Below are 14,524 nucleotides of genomic sequence, written 5' to 3'. Positions count from 1 at the left end.
GTGGCGTTGCCGGTGGCTGTGGTGGAGGAGCGTGTGGTCCGGTGGGCGGGGCGCTTGGGTGTGGCGGTGGTGAACGGGCCGTCCGCCACCGTGGTCGCTGGTGACACGGACGCGGTGGCGCAGTTCGTGGCGGGATGCGAGGCGGAGGGCGTGCGGGCACGCCGTCTGCCGGTGGATTACGCCTCGCACTCGGCGCATGTGGAGGCGGTGGGTGGTGAGCTGGAGGAGGTCCTGGCCGGTATCCGTCCCCGGGCGGGTGAGGTTGCGTTCTACTCGACGGTGGAAGCCGCGGTGATCGACACGGCTGGTCTGGATGCGGGGTACTGGTTGCGGAATCTGCGTCGGCCGGTGCGGTTCCAGGAGACGGTGGAGCTGCTGCTGGCTGATGGTTTCGCGGTGTTCGTGGAGGCCAGCGCGCATCCGGTGCTGACGGGTGCGGTGCAGGAGACGGCGGAGTCCGCCGGCCGGCAGGTGTGCGCGGTGGGATCGCTGCGCCGTGACGAGGGTGGTCTGCGTCGTTTCCTGACCTCGGTGGCGGAGGCGTTCGTCCAGGGCGTCGACGTCACCTGGCCGGCCCTGTTCGAGGGCACCGGCGCCCGCACCATCGACCTGCCCACCTACCCCTTCCAACGCCAGCACTACTGGCTTGAATCAAGCCCCTCCACGACGGTGACCGAGTCCGCCGAAGCGTCAGGAATCGAGAGCTGGCGTTACCGCGTGGCGTGGAAGAGTCTGTCGTTGCCGGAGTCGGCGCGACTTGAGGGCCGGTGGCTGCTCGTCGTGCCCGAGCACCTGGACGCGGACGCCACGCGTGTCGCCCACGACGTCGAGCAAGCCCTCACCACGCACGGCGCCACGGTCTCCCGTCTCACGGTCGACGTGACGGCGACGGACCGCACCGGCCTGTCGGCACGGCTCACCACCACCGCGGCCGAAGAGCAGGAACCCCTCGTGGGCATTCTCTCCCTCCTGGGCACCGATGAGCGGCAGCACCCGGATCATCCGGGCGTCGACCGTGCCACGGCAGCCACGATGCTGCTCGCGCAGGCGTGCGCGGATCTGGACGTGGACGTGGCCCGGGGCGTGGAGCCGAAGCTGTGGGTCGTGACCCGTGGGGCGGTCGCGGTGTCCCCCGCCGAGGGCCCGTCGTCAGCCGGTGCCCAGGTCTGGGGCCTGGGCCGCTGTGCGGCGCTCGAGCTCCCCACCCGGTGGGGCGGGATGGTGGACCTTCCCCGTGCGGCGCGGGATGCCGGACGGCAAGGGCGGCAGCTCGTGCGTGTGCTGTCGGAGACCTGCGCCGAGGACCAGGTGGCGCTGCGCGCGTCGGGCGCGTACGGCCGCAGGCTGCTGCCCGCCTCCAGCCCTTCCGCATCCGCCCGCCGGGCCGCGAAGGGCGGCTACCAGCCGCGCGGCACGGTTCTGGTGACCGGCGGAACCGGATCTCTCGGAGGCCATCTGGCGCGGTGGCTGGCCCGCAACGGCGCCGAGCACATCATTCTGGCCGGGCGGCGGGGCGAGGGCGCACCGGGAGCCGCGGAACTGTCAGCGGAGATCAAGGAGCTGGGCGCAGAGGTGACCGTCGCGGCCTGCGACGTGGCGGACCGGGACGCGTTGCGGGTGCTGCTGGACACCCTGCCGGCCAGGCAGCCGCTGTCGGCGGTGTTCCACGCTGCCGGTGCCCCGCACTCGGCGCCGCTGACCGAGACGGATGTGGCGGGGCTCGCCGCCGTACTCTCGGGCAAGGTCGTCGGGGCGCGGCATCTGCACGACCTGACCAGGGAGAAGGAGCTGGACGCGTTCGTGCTGTACGCGTCGGGCGCCGGCGTGTGGGGGAGTGGCGGGCAGAGCGCATACGGAGCCGCCAACGCCGCACTGGACGCGCTGGCCGAACAGCGCCGGGCGGAGGGACTGACCGCCACTTCGGTCTCCTGGGGCCTGTGGGACGGCGGAGGCATGGCGGGCGAACAGGGCGAGGAATTCCTCACCGGCCTCGGTCTGCGGGCGATGGAGCCCGAGTCGGCCGTCGCCGCACTGGGCGAGGCCCTGGACCGAGGGGACACCTGCGTGAGCGTGGTCGACGTCGACTGGTCCCGGTTCGCACAGTCGTTCACCGCTTTCCGGCCCAGCCCGCTGATCGGGGAGCTGCCCGGAGTGCGTACCGCCCCGGACGGACCGACGGGCGGGCCGTCGGAGGACCTCTCGGGCGGCGCACGGCCCGGCGGGGCAGCCGACCAGGGCGTGCTGGCACGGCTCGCCCGGGCCACGGGTGACGGCCGGCGGGAGATCCTGCTCGATCTCGTGCGCCGCCACGCCGCCGCCGTGCTCGGTCACCCGGGGCCGCAGCACATCGAGTCCGACGCAGGGTTCCGGACGCTGGGGTTCAGCTCGGTCACCGCCGTGGAACTGGCGAACAAGCTCGGTGCGGCCGTGGGCACCAAGATCCCCGCCACCTTCGCGTTCGACCACCCCAACGCCCGTGCCGCGGCAGCCCGCCTCGACGTCCTGCTGGCGGTGCCGAGCGACGCGGCCGCGCAGGAGGCGGAGATCCGGCAGGCACTGCAGAACGTGCCGCTGGCCCGGCTGCGGGCCGCGGGCCTCCTCGACGGTCTGCTCGAACTCGCCGGGCCGGGAGCGGAGTCCGGCGGCTGGGACGACCTGCCGGGCGGCGAGCCGAATCGCGGCGCGGCCACGCCGGACGAGGAGTCCGCCTTGGCGGAAGTCGACGGTCTGGACGCCGAAGCACTGGTCGACCTCGTCCTCAACCAGTCCGACTCCTGACCGCTGCGGGCGGCGCCGGGGCCCGCCGTGCCGTCGCCGCCTTCGGCCGCACGAACCACACAGACCTGACCGGGTCACGGCCCGGAGCCCAGCAAGGAGACCACTCATGGCTCTGTCCCAAGAGAAGGTGCTAGAGGCACTACGCACCTCCGTCAAGGATGCAGAAGGGCTGCGCAAGCGCAACCGCGAACTCCTCGCGGCCCGTCACGAGCCCATCGCGATCGTCGGCATGGCCTGCCGCTACCCCGGCGGGGTCCGCTCGCCCGAGGACCTCTGGGAACTCGTCGTGTCGGGGACGGACGCGGTGGGTCCCTTCCCCGAGGACCGGGGCTGGGACGTAGAACGGATCTACGACCTGGATCCGTCGGTCCCGGGCACGACCTACTGCCGCGAGGGCGGATTCCTGTACGACGCGGGAGACTTCGACGCGGCGTTCTTCGGCATAGGACCGCGCGAGGCCGTGGTGATGGACCCGCAGCAGCGCCAGCTGATGGAGGCGTCCTGGGAAGCCCTGGAGCAGGCCCGGCTGGACCCGCGCGCGCTGCGCGGCAGCCAGGGCGGTGTGTTCGTCGGCGCGGCGAACCAGGGCTACGTGCCGGGCGACACGGCGGCGTCGGGACGTCTGCCGGAGGGGTCCGACGGCTACCTGCTCACCGGCAATGCCGACGCGGTCCTGTCGGGCCGGATCAGCTACTTCCTGGGCCTGGAAGGCCCGTCCATGACCGTCGAGACGGCCTGCTCCTCCTCACTGGTGGCACTGCACCTGGCGGTGCAGGCGCTGCGCCGCGAGGAGTGCGAGTTCGCCCTGGCCGGCGGAGTCGCCGTGCTCGCCAACCCGGCCGCCTACGTGGAGTTCGCCCGGCAGCGGGGGCTCGCCCCGGACGGGCGCTGCAAGGCGTTCGACGACGCGGCGGACGGTACGGGCTGGGCCGAGGGCGTCGGCGTCCTGGTGGTGGAGAGGCTGTCGGACGCGGTACGCAAGGGGCATCGGGTCCTCGCCGTCGTGCGGGGTACGGCGGTGAACCAGGACGGTGCCAGCAGCGGCCTGTCCGTGCCCAACGGACCCTCCCAGCAGCGAGTCATCCGCCGCGCGCTGGCCGACGCCCGGCTCGAGGCCGGCCAGATCGACGCGGTGGAGGCGCACGGCACCGGTACCCGGCTGGGCGACCCCATCGAGGCGCAGGCCCTGTTGGACACGTACGGTGAGGAGAGGAGCCCGGAACGTCCCCTGTGGGTCGGGTCGTTGAAGTCGAACTTCGGTCACGCGCAGGCGGCAGCCGGAGTGGGCGGCGTCATCAAGACGGTGATGGCGCTGCGGCAGGGTGTGCTTCCCCGCACGCTCCATGTGACCAGCCCGACGCGGCACGTCGACTGGGGCGACGGGCAGGTGCGGCTGCTGACCGAGACGGTGCCGTGGCCGCGGACGGGCGCCCCCCGGCGGGCCGGAGTCTCGGCCTTCGGCGTGAGCGGCACCAACGGTCACGTCATCCTCGAAGAGGCGCCGCCCGCACAGCTCGAAGCGGAGCGCCCGGCCGTGGTGGGGCGGCCGGCCCTGGTCCCGTGGACGCTGTCCGGCCGTACGGGGCCGGCGTTGCGCGAGCAGGCCGCGCGCCTGGCGGCACACCTGGAACAGCACCCGGGCCTCGACCCGCTGGACGTCGGGTTCTCGCTCGCCACGACCCGCACCCACTTCGAGCACCGGACCGTGCTGCTCGCGGACGCCTCCGCCGAGGGCGGATCCGGTGCCGACGTGCTCGGGGCGTTGAAGGCGATGGCGGAAGACCGCGACCCGGGCGGGGTGGTGCGGGACACCGTGCAGGGCGAAGGGCGCACCGCCTTCCTGTTCAGCGGGCAGGGCAGTCAGCGACCCGGCATGGCGGAGCAGCTGTACGCGCAGTACCCGGCGTTCGCACGGGAGCTGGACATGATCGCGAAGCATCTGGACGCCCATCTGGACCGGTCGTTGGCGACGGTGATGTTCGCGGAGGCCGGTTCGCCGGAGGCCGCGCTGCTCGACGGCACGCAATACGCCCAGGCCGCCCTGTTCGCCGTAGAGGTCGCGTTGTTCCGGCTCTTCGAAGGCTGGGGGCTGCGCCCCGACGTGCTGCTCGGTCACTCCGTGGGCGAGCTGGCCGCTGCCCACGCGGCCGGGGTGTTCGGGCTGGCGGACGCCTGCGCACTGGTCGCCGCCCGCGGCCGGCTCATGCAGGAACTGCCGACCGGCGGCGCGATGCTCTCGGTCCGTGCCGCCGAGCACGAGGTGCGGGACCTGATCGCCGGACAGGAGGACCGCATCACGCTTGCTGCCGTCAACGGGCCCCGCTCCATTGTCGTCTCCGGGGACGAGGACGCCGTCTCGGCGATTGCCGAGGAGCTGACCGAATACGGCGTGCGGACCAAGCGCCTGAACGTCAGCCACGCCTTCCACTCCCCTCGCCTGGACTCCATGCTGGAGGCGTTCCGCCGGGTCGCGGACGCGGTGGAGTACCGGGAGCCGACGCTCGACGTGATCAGCGGCCTGACCGGCCGCGTGGCCGAGGCTGGGGAACTCACCGCCGCCGACTACTGGGTCCGGCAGGTGAGGGAGACCGTCCGGTTCCACGACGGGGTGCGCGCCGCTCGCGCGCGCGGCGTCAGCACCTTCGTGGAGCTGGGGCCGGACGGTGTGCTCTGCGGCCTGGCCCTGGAGACCCTGAAGGAGGAGACGGCCGGGGACACGGCCGCCGAGGCGCCCGGCCGGGCGCGGGCCGCGCTGGTGCCCGTGATGCGTCGGGAGCGGCAGGAGGGCAGTACCCTCCTGATGGCGCTCGCCACGGCCTACGCGCGCGGCGTGGAGGTGGACTGGTCCCGGTTCTACGCCGACACCGGCGCCCGCCACGCCACACTGCCCACCTATGCCTTCCAGCGTCAGCGGTTCTGGCTGGAGGCGGCGGCTCCCGTGCCAGCGAGGGCCGCCGGGCCCGCGGTGGGCGGGACGGCCGGACCGGCCGACGCGGAGGAGACCACCGGTCCGGCGGCCCGGCCCGCGCTTAGTGCGCAGGACCTGCTCGTGCTGGTGCGGACACAAGCGGCGGCTGCACTCGGCCACGCCGAATTGGAGGACGTACCGGCCGACACCCCCTTCGGCGACATCGGTTTCGACTCGCTCGCTGCTATCGAACTGGGCGCCGCCCTGACCGGCGCTACCGGGCTGGAGGTGCCGTCCTCCCTCGTCCTCGAACACCCCACCCCCAGGGAGCTGGCCGGGCACCTGGCAGCCGCCCTGACGGCCGCCGACAGCGACGGCACGCCTGCCAAAGGCCCGGACACGACCGGTGAGAGCAGCCTGGTGGCGATGTACCGACGGGCCGTGCGGCTCGGCCGGGCCGAGCCGTTCATCGGCACACTCGCCCAACTCGCCGCCTTCCGGCCCGCTTTCCCCGCCGATCACGTCCTCGGGGCCGGAGAAACCCCCGGGCAGGCGGCCGCCGCATGGCAGTCGGCGCCGATGCGCCTGGCCACCGCGGACGGTGCGGGACCGGAGCTGATCTGCTGCGCGGGCACGGCGGTGGCGTCGGGTCCGGAGGAGTTCACCGCACTGGCCGCGGCCCTGGACAACCGGCTGACCGTGTCGGCGCTGCGCCAGCCCGGCTTCCGCGCGGACGAGTTGCTGCCCGGCTCCCTGGACGGGCTGCTCGACGCGCAGGCGGACGCGGTGCTGCGGCACACCGGTGACAGGCCCTACGCCCTCTTCGGCCACTCGGCGGGCGGTGCGCTGGCACACGCGCTGACCTGCCGACTGGAGGAGCGCGGCGCGAGTCCCGCGGCGCTGATCCTGGCGGACGTCTATCTCCCCAGCTCGCCGGGGGCGATGGGGGTGTGGCGCAACGAGATGCTCGACTGGGTCGTGCAGCGTTCGGTGGTGTCCCTCGACGACTCCCGGCTCACGGCGATGGGTGCCTACAACCAGATGCTCCTGGAGTGGGCGCCGAAGCCCACGAACGCGCCTGTCCTGTTCCTGCGTGCGATGGAGCCGGTGGGGGAGTGGTCCGGGGAACCGGAGAGCTGGCGGGCACGCTGGGACGGCGGCGACCACACCGCCGTCGACGTGCCGGGCACCCACGTGACGCTGATGACCGAGCACGCCCGCCACCTCGCGGCGACCGTCCACAGCTGGCTCGACGCCCTGTGAACCACCCCGGGGGGAACTTCGCCGGATGCCGGATGGCTACTCCCCCCCCCGTTTTCCGTGCACCGCGACACCTTGGAGGACTCCCGTGACAACGCAGTGGACCACCCCGTCCGCACTCGGCCGCAGACTTCAACGAACCTACGTGGGCCACTGGTTCGCAGGATCGCAGGGAGACCCTTACGCGCTGATCCTGCGCGCCCAGCGGGACGACCCCAGCCCCTACGAGGAGGAGGTTCGCGCACGTGGACCGGTGTTCCACAGCGAGGTGCTGGACACCTGGGTCATCGCGGACGGCGCCCTCGCCCGGTCCGTCCTGACCGACGCCCGCTTCGGAGCGCTGACCCGGGCGGAAGGACGGCACCGCGCGGAACTTCTCCCGCCGGCAGGCCCCGAGATCAGTCCGGCCCGCGCACGGGAGCACGGCGGCGTGCCGGGCGACGCCGAGCCGGCGGTGTCGGCGCAGGACGAGGTGGCCGTGGAGGCGCTCGCCGAGCAGGTGTCACGCACCCTCCTGGGCGCGCTCGGCGCCGACTTCGACCTCGTTGCCGACTTCGCGCGACGCCTGCCGGCACAGGTCCTGGCGGAATTCCTCGGGCTGCACGCGGCCGGGCACGGCCGGTTCGAGGAACTGCTGGCCGACTGTGCCCGTAGCCTCGACAGCCGGCTGTGCCCGCAGACTCTCGACATCACACGGACCGGCCTGAGAGCAGCGGCCGAGCTCCGGGAACTGCTCGCGCGCCACCTCGGCGACGGCGGACCACGGTCCGCTCAGGCGGCTCTCGCTCTGGCAGTCGATGTGGCCGCACCCTCCGGTGCGCTCATCTGCAACGCGTTCGAGGCGCTGGGCAGCTCTCCCGGGAAGTGGGACGCCCTCTGCCAGAACCCGGAGAAGGCCGACGCTGTCATAGCGGAGCTCTGGTGGCGGCGGCCGCCGGTGCGGGTGGAGAGCAGGATCGCGCAGGAGGACGTCGAACTGGCCGGAGTGCCGATCCCCGCAGACGGACATGTGGCGATCCTCGTCGCCGCCGCCCAGCGCGACCCGGCGGTCACCCGAGCCCCGACGGAGAACGGCACCGGCGCCCCCGGATTGGGCGACGGCGTCGGCGTCCCCCTGGGGCTCCTCGGCGATGCGCACTCCACCTCTGCTGCCCGGACGGTCCGCGCCCTTTCCCGCGGTGCGCTGCGGGTGCTCGCGCAGGAGGCGCCGGGCCTGCGGCCGAGCGGAACCGCGGTACGCCTCAGGCGGGCACCCGTCACGCTCGGCCACGCCCGCTTCCCCGTCGCCCGGACGGGCTCCAGGGCACTGACCGACCTGGGTGCGGCATGAGCACCAGTGACGAACACCGACTGCCGAACGGGGAGACGAGCCGATGCGCGTCCTGATGACGTCGATTGCCCACAACACGCACTACTACCACCTGGTGCCGCTGGCCTGGGCCCTGAAGGCCGCAGGCCACGAGGTGCGAGTGGCCAGCCAGCCCCGCATCACCGACATCATCACCGGGTCCGGTCTCACCGCCGTGCCGGTCGGTGACGACAAAGACATGATGGAGCTGTTCGCCGAGATCGGCGGAGACATCACCCCGTATCAGGAGGGACTGGACTTCGCCGAGGAGCGGCCCGAGGCGCGGTCCTGGGAGCGTCTGCTCGGCCAGCAGACCGTTCTGACCTCGCTGTGCTTCGCGCCGCTCAACGGCGACTCCACGATGGACGACATCGTGGCGCTGGCCCGCTCCTGGCAGCCGGACCTGGTGATCTGGGAAACCTTCACCTACGCGGGAGCGGTCGCCGCCCATGCCGTGGGCGCGGCGCACGCCCGCATCCTGTGGGGTCCCGATGTCATCGGTCGGGCCCGGGAACGGTTCTTGGACGCCAAGGCGCAGCAGGCTCCCGAACACCGGGAGGACCCGATGGCCGAGTGGCTCGGCTGGACCCTGGAGAGGCTGGGCCTCCCGGCGGCCGGAGACGGACTGGAGGAGTTGCTGAACGGCCAGTGGGTCATCGACCCGGGCCCGGAGAGTGTCCGGCTCGACCTTCGCGAGCCGATCCTGTCCATGTGCTTCGTTCCCTACAACGGCCCTGCCGTCGTACCCGGCTGGCTGTCCGAGAAGCCGAAGCGACCGCGCATCTGCCTCACCCAGGGAGTGTCGGGGCGCGAGACCCACGGCAAGGACATCGTCCGCTTCCAGGACCTGCTCACGGCGCTGGGCGACCTCGACATCGAGATCGTCGCCACGCTGGACAGCACCCAGCGGGAGAACCTGACGGAGGTCCCCGACAACGTCCGGATCGTCGACTTCATCTCGATGGACGTGCTGCTGCCGAGTTGCGCCGCGATCATCTACCACGGTGGTGCCGGAACCTCGGCGACAGCCCTCCTTCACGGCGTTCCGCAGATCGTCATCGGCGAGCACTGGGACGTGCCGGTCAGGGCCCGGCAGCTCGACGACCTGGGCGCCGGCATCTTCATCCGGCCCGAGAACCTGGACGCGGCCACACTGCGCGCGGCGGTTCAGCGAGTGCTCACCGAGCCTTCCCTCCAGCAGGCCGCGGACCGGCTGCGGGCCGAGATGCGGTCCAATCCCACCCCTGCGGAGACCGTACCCGTGTTGGAGCGGCTCGCCCAGAGCCACCGGCAGTCCCGCTGACCACCCGGTCGGTGCACGGTGCGGGCCCGCGTACCGGGGCACCACCGTCGCCGGCGGTCGTCGGATCGCCGTCCGGTCGTCTCCCGTAATCAACGGATGGAGCAGAACAGCACATGGAGTTCGAAGGTCAGGTCGCGCTCGTGACGGGGGCCGGCAGGGGGATCGGCCGTGCGACGGTCGTCCGGCTGGCGGAAGCCGGATGCGACGTCGCGCTCAACTACCACAGCTCGAAGTCACAGGCTGAGGAAGTCGCCGAGCGCATCACCGCACTAGGCCGCAAGGTCGAACTGTTCCCGGGCGACATCTCCCGCCCCGAGACCGCACAGCAGCTGGTGGCCGCGGTGCACCAGAAGTTCGAGCGGATCGACATTCTGGTGAACAACGCGGGCATAGCGCGGGACAAGCTTCTGCTGACCATGGAGGCGGACGACATCCACCGGGTCATCGCCACCAACCTCGTCGGCCCGATGTTCCTCACCCAGGCCGTCGCACTCACCATGCTGCGCCAGCGTTGCGGACGCATCGTCAACATCACCTCCGCGGCCGCGAGCAAGCCCGGAAAGGGTCAGGCCAACTACGCTGCGTCCAAGGGCGGTCTGGAGGCGTTCACCAAGGCCATGGCGGTGGAACTCGGATCCCGTGGAATCCTCGTCAACGCGGTCGCTCCCGGCATCGTCAAGACCGATCTGACCGAGGCGCTCCGCGACGGGGCGCAGACGGAACTCCTGGCCCGGCAGGTGATCGGTTCCTTCGCCGAGCCTGAGGCGGTGGCGGAGGCAGTGGCCTACCTGGCGAGCTCTCGCAACACGCACACGACGGGCACGGTCCTCACCGTCGACGGCGGCCTCAAGATGGTGTGAGCGCCACCGGACATCAGACCGCCGCCCTGGCGACGGCCAGGGCGGCAGAGGCGGAAGAGCGCGCAGCGCAGGCGCGAGTGGGCGGTGAACACCGACTCCACGTCCTGCCGGGCGCATCAGCATGCTGGCCGGGGCCTGGCTTTGTCGAGGCCCTTGTGTATGTGCGTGACCCTGGTGCCGGCATTTCGTCGTACGCGCGGTAGACGGCGTCGGTCGCCGCGTCATGTGTGACTGCCGTTGCTCGAGGTATGTGTACGCGTAGTCACGCCCCGCTGTTCCTGCGCGATGACGGCACGACGCCCCGGTACCCGGCATGGCCAGCTCATGTCCAATAGGAAGGGCCAGGCAAAGTTTGATCTGGACGACTACCAGATTCGGGTTGCCCTGACGTTCGCTCCGGTCTGGTACGCACGCGCCGAGTACTGGCCGACGAACGGCGACCTGATCCCGCGTGTGTTCGGCAGGCACTCGAGTGCGCACGGCGTGTCCCGTGTGCAGTACTCGCGGATCAACGCGGTCTACGGGCTCATGCTCGTCACTTCGGTACTGAAGTTCTTCGACGTCGAGCTGAAGCGGTAGGGCGAGCGGCACGATGCCAAACCGTCGCCTCGCGCCCACCTGCCCGCCACTTCGGCCACCAAGTTAGCCACCGCCTTGAGTGGCACCTGGAACACCGCCGCGACATCCTCGCGAGTCCGGCCCACCATCAACGCGGTCACCGCCCGCAACCGAAGAGCCTCCTGCGCCGACGGCGACAACTGTTGTGTGGCGCCCACCAGCTCACGTTGCGGCCGATACCTCGCACTTGCGTGCTGAGAGGCCCCCCTCTGTCTGATGCATCATCAGGTAACTCGGCTACTGGTCAGCATCAGTCTCCGAACGCTCCGAAACGGCTGTCCGAACAGATGCCGGATCAGCGCTGTCACGGCAGCCACGCTCTCGTGAAAGTGCAGGTAGAGAGCCCTGTCGTGAGAGTCAACCGATGTTCCTCGACATCTTCGCGTTCGATGCGTGCCCGTGTACAGTGAACGACGCCCCTGACCTGCACGAAGCTGGCGGGGAGCCGTCTGCTAGGAGTCCAAAGTGCTGCGTACTCTGTTCAAGTCCAAGATCCACCGAGCCACCGTCACCCAGGCCGACCTGCACTACGTGGGATCCGTGACCATCGACGCCGACCTGCTCGACGCCGCCGATCTGCTGCCCGGCGAGCTCGTGCACATCGTGGACGTCACCAACGGCGCCCGGCTGGAGACGTACGTCATCGAGGGCGAGCGCGGATCCGGTGTCATCGGGATCAACGGGGCCGCGGCCCATCTCGTCCACCCCGGCGACCTCGTGATCATCATCAGCTACGCCCAGGTGACGGACGCCGAGGCGAGGGCACTCGCCCCCCGGGTCGTGCACGTGGACCGCGACAACCGGATCGTGGCCCTGGGCGCCGACCCGTCCGAGCCGGTGCCCGGCTCGGACCAGCAGCGCAGTCCGCAGGCCGTCGGGGCCTGACGGACTCATCCGCAGCAGAGGAGGAGCGTGTCCATGAGCGACCCGGAGATCCGCGACGACCGTGCGGCGGGCCGGCTGGAGGCCGTGTCCGGCGGTGAGGTCGTCGGCCGCATCGAGTACTTCGTACTCGAAAGCCCCGAGCGCGCGCTCGTGCCCGTCCACACGATCGTCGAGCCGGCCCACGAGGGCAAGGGCATCGCCGGTTCGCTCGCGCGTGAGCTGTTCGCCCTCGCCGGCCGCGAGCACAGGGCGGTCGCCTCGCTCTGTCCCTACGTCACCAAGTGGGTCGAGCGTCACCCCGACGAGGCCTCGCCCGCCGATCAGGACCTGGTCGTGGCGGCGAAGGAGTGGCTGAGGACCCATCCGGGGCGCTTCTGACCCGGCCCCGCCCCTGTTGACCCGGCCCCGTCCCTGTCCGATCCGGCCCTGCCCCCTCTGACCCGGGCCCACGCCTCTCCGGGCACCCGCCCCCAGCACCCTTACCCCCACCTGGTCCATGCCCGTCCTGCGGGGGAGTGACTGCGGGCCCCGGGTGCCGGGTAGGCGGGGATTAGTCCAGAGCCGGAGTCGTCCCACTGGCTGGAGGACCTGATGACGAACCCGATTCCCGACCCCGTGCCGCCGGCGCCGACACCGGGCCCCGATCCCCAGCGCCCGGACCCTCGTCCCGACCCGGTGCCGAACCCACAGCCCCCGCCGGGCCCGGAGCCGACCCCTCCGCCACCCGCGCCCACCCCGCCGGCGCCCCCGGGCCCCGACCCCGTGCCGGGCCCCGACCCGTCCCCGATTCCTCCGGGACCGGAGCCCGTACCGAACCCGGAGCCCGGCCCGCCACTGTCCTGACCCCGGTACGCGAACGGGGCGGTGGACGGCGACTCGTGCCGTCCACCGCCCCGCTCACCTTCCTGAGCGGCAGCGCCTACGCGGTGGTCTCCGAACGGTCCCCGCCCCACAGCGTGTGGAACGAGCCGTCGCGGTCCACCCTGCGGTACGTGTGCGCACCGAAGTAGTCCCGCTGCCCCTGCGTCAGCGCGGCCGGCAGCCGCTCCGCGCGCAGGGCGTCGTAGTAGGCGAGCGCCGCGGCGAAACCGGGCGTCGGCACACCCTGGCGGGTCGCCGCGACCAGCACCTCACGCCAGTCGTCCTGGGCGTCCGCGATCTCCTGCGCGAACGTCGCGTCCGACAGCAGGCTCGGCAGGTCCGGCCGGGTGTCGTACGCGGACCGGATCCGGTCCAGGAACGCCGCGCGGATGATGCAGCCGCCCCGCCACAGCGCCGACACCGCGCCGAGGTCGATGTCCCAGCCGTACTCCTCGCGGGCCGCGTCGATCTCGTGGAAGCCCTGCGTGTACGACACGATCTTCGACGCGTACAGCGCCTGCTCCACCCGGTCCGCGAACGCCCGTGCCTCCGCCTCGCTCAGCGGCTGCGCCTTCGGGCCGGCCAGCTCGCGCGAGGCCTCCCGCAGCGCCGCGTGGCCCGACAGGGAGCGCGCGAAGACCGCCTCGGCGATGCCCGACACCGGCACCCCCAGGTCCAGGGCGATCTGCACGGTCCAGCGGCCGGTGCCCTTCTGCTCGGCCTGGTCGACCACGACGTCCACGAACGGCTTGCCCGTCTCCGCGTCCACGTGCGACAGCACCTCGGCCGTGATCTCGATCAGGTACGAGTCGAGACGGCCCCGGTTCCAGGTCCGGAAGATCTCCGCGATCTCGGCGGGGGAGTACCCGGCGACGTCCCGCAGCAGCTGGTACGCCTCGCCGATGAGCTGCATGTCCGCGTACTCGATGCCGTTGTGCACCATCTTCACGAAGTGCCCGGCGCCGTCCGGACCGACGTGCGAGACACACGGCGAACCGTCGGCGGCCTTCGCCGAGATCTTCTCCAGCATCGGGCCCAGCGAGTCGTAGGACTCCTTCGGTCCGCCCGGCATGATGCTCGGCCCGTTCAGCGCGCCCTCCTCGCCGCCGGAGACGCCCATGCCGACGAAGTGGATGCCCTGCTCGCGCAGGTCCCGCTCCCGGCGCCGGGTGTCCGCGAAGTGCGCGTTGCCGCCGTCGATGATCATGTCGCCGGGCTCCAGCAGCGGTGCGAACTCCTGGATCACCGCGTCGGTCGGCTCACCGGCCTTCACCATCACGACCAGACGCCGCGGCCGCTCCAGCGCCGCCACGAAGTCCTTCGCGCTCTCGCACGCGACGAACTCCCCCTCGCCGCCGAACTCCTCCACCAGGGCGTGCATGCGCGCGGGCGTCCGGTTGTGCACCGCGACCGTGTAGCCGTTGCGGGCGAAGTTACGGGCGAGGTTGCGGCCCATGACCGCGAGACCGGTGACGCCGATCTGCGCTGTACTGCTCATTCGGTTCGCTCCTAAAGACCTCGGTATCGGTGCTGCCGGTGGAGGGCGCCCATGGGCGTCCCCCGTCGACCATCCTGACGTGCCGCTACTTCGTCCGCACGCCCGGGTCGCACGGCGTGGCGCAGGCTGATACGGACGAGAGCCCCGTCGCACTCAGCCGACGCACGCGTCCCCGCGCACGGCGCACCCGCGCACCGGGTGCCGT

At 71.8% G+C, this 14,524-nt stretch carries 8 protein-coding genes and 1 pseudogene; 8 read left to right on the top strand and 1 reads right to left on the bottom strand.

The window, feature by feature from the left end; all coding sequences use genetic code 11:
- The 8 genes and pseudogenes from ACFY5B_RS37450 to ACFY5B_RS37415 all read left to right on the top strand — a co-directional run.
- Positions 1–2,778 (top strand): type I polyketide synthase (locus ACFY5B_RS37450; protein WP_389979020.1); only part of this gene is annotated, 2,778 nt, incomplete at its 5' end.
- 106 nt (positions 2,779–2,884) lie between these two features.
- Positions 2,885–6,949 (top strand): annotated as a pseudogene (locus tag ACFY5B_RS37445) (type I polyketide synthase); the annotation flags it as partial.
- Between the two features lie 85 nt (positions 6,950–7,034).
- Complete coding sequence (locus ACFY5B_RS37440) at positions 7,035–8,276, top strand: P450-derived glycosyltransferase activator (RefSeq protein ID WP_389979017.1); 1,242 nt, start codon at positions 7,035–7,037, stop codon at positions 8,274–8,276.
- A 43-nt stretch (positions 8,277–8,319) separates the two neighbouring features.
- Positions 8,320–9,597 (top strand): activator-dependent family glycosyltransferase, encoded by a 1,278-nt coding sequence (locus ACFY5B_RS37435; RefSeq protein WP_389979014.1) that lies wholly within the window; start codon positions 8,320–8,322, stop codon positions 9,595–9,597.
- Between the two features lie 113 nt (positions 9,598–9,710).
- On the top strand, positions 9,711–10,457 hold the full coding sequence (locus ACFY5B_RS37430; RefSeq protein ID WP_389979011.1) for a 3-oxoacyl-ACP reductase family protein: 747 nt from the start codon (positions 9,711–9,713) through the stop codon (positions 10,455–10,457).
- A gap of 324 nt (positions 10,458–10,781) precedes the next feature.
- Positions 10,782–11,036, top strand: a complete 255-nt coding sequence (locus ACFY5B_RS37425; protein WP_389979008.1) for a hypothetical protein — start codon at positions 10,782–10,784, stop codon at positions 11,034–11,036.
- A gap of 504 nt (positions 11,037–11,540) precedes the next feature.
- A complete protein-coding gene (gene panD, locus ACFY5B_RS37420) occupies positions 11,541–11,960 on the top strand; it encodes an aspartate 1-decarboxylase (RefSeq protein WP_389979005.1) in 420 nt (139 codons plus the stop codon).
- A gap of 33 nt (positions 11,961–11,993) precedes the next feature.
- Complete coding sequence (locus tag ACFY5B_RS37415; protein WP_389979002.1) at positions 11,994–12,338, top strand: GNAT family N-acetyltransferase; 345 nt, start codon at positions 11,994–11,996, stop codon at positions 12,336–12,338.
- Between the two features lie 541 nt (positions 12,339–12,879).
- On the opposite strand, the gene gndA is transcribed toward ACFY5B_RS37415, so the two are convergent.
- Entirely contained in the window at positions 12,880–14,319 is a 1,440-nt protein-coding gene (gndA, locus tag ACFY5B_RS37410; RefSeq protein ID WP_389978999.1) for an NADP-dependent phosphogluconate dehydrogenase, read from the bottom strand.
- Positions 14,320–14,524 lie beyond the last annotated feature (205 nt).

The sequence above is a fragment of the Streptomyces sp. NPDC013187 genome, assembly GCF_042899705.1.
GTDB lineage: Bacteria > Actinomycetota > Actinomycetes > Streptomycetales > Streptomycetaceae > Streptomyces > Streptomyces hawaiiensis_A.
The sequence above is the reverse complement of the archived record's forward strand: the minus strand, read 5'-3'. Positions and strand labels throughout refer to the sequence as shown.

Coding starts and splice junctions, on each gene's coding strand:
- ACFY5B_RS37435 (WP_389979014.1), top strand. CDS start 8,320: ATGCGCGTCCTGATGACGTCGATTGCCCACAACACGCACTACTACCAC.
- ACFY5B_RS37430 (WP_389979011.1), top strand. CDS start 9,711: ATGGAGTTCGAAGGTCAGGTCGCGCTCGTGACGGGGGCCGGCAGGGGG.
- ACFY5B_RS37425 (WP_389979008.1), top strand. CDS start 10,782: ATGTCCAATAGGAAGGGCCAGGCAAAGTTTGATCTGGACGACTACCAG.
- ACFY5B_RS37415 (WP_389979002.1), top strand. CDS start 11,994: ATGAGCGACCCGGAGATCCGCGACGACCGTGCGGCGGGCCGGCTGGAG.
- gndA (WP_389978999.1), bottom strand. CDS start 14,319: ATGAGCAGTACAGCGCAGATCGGCGTCACCGGTCTCGCGGTCATGGGC.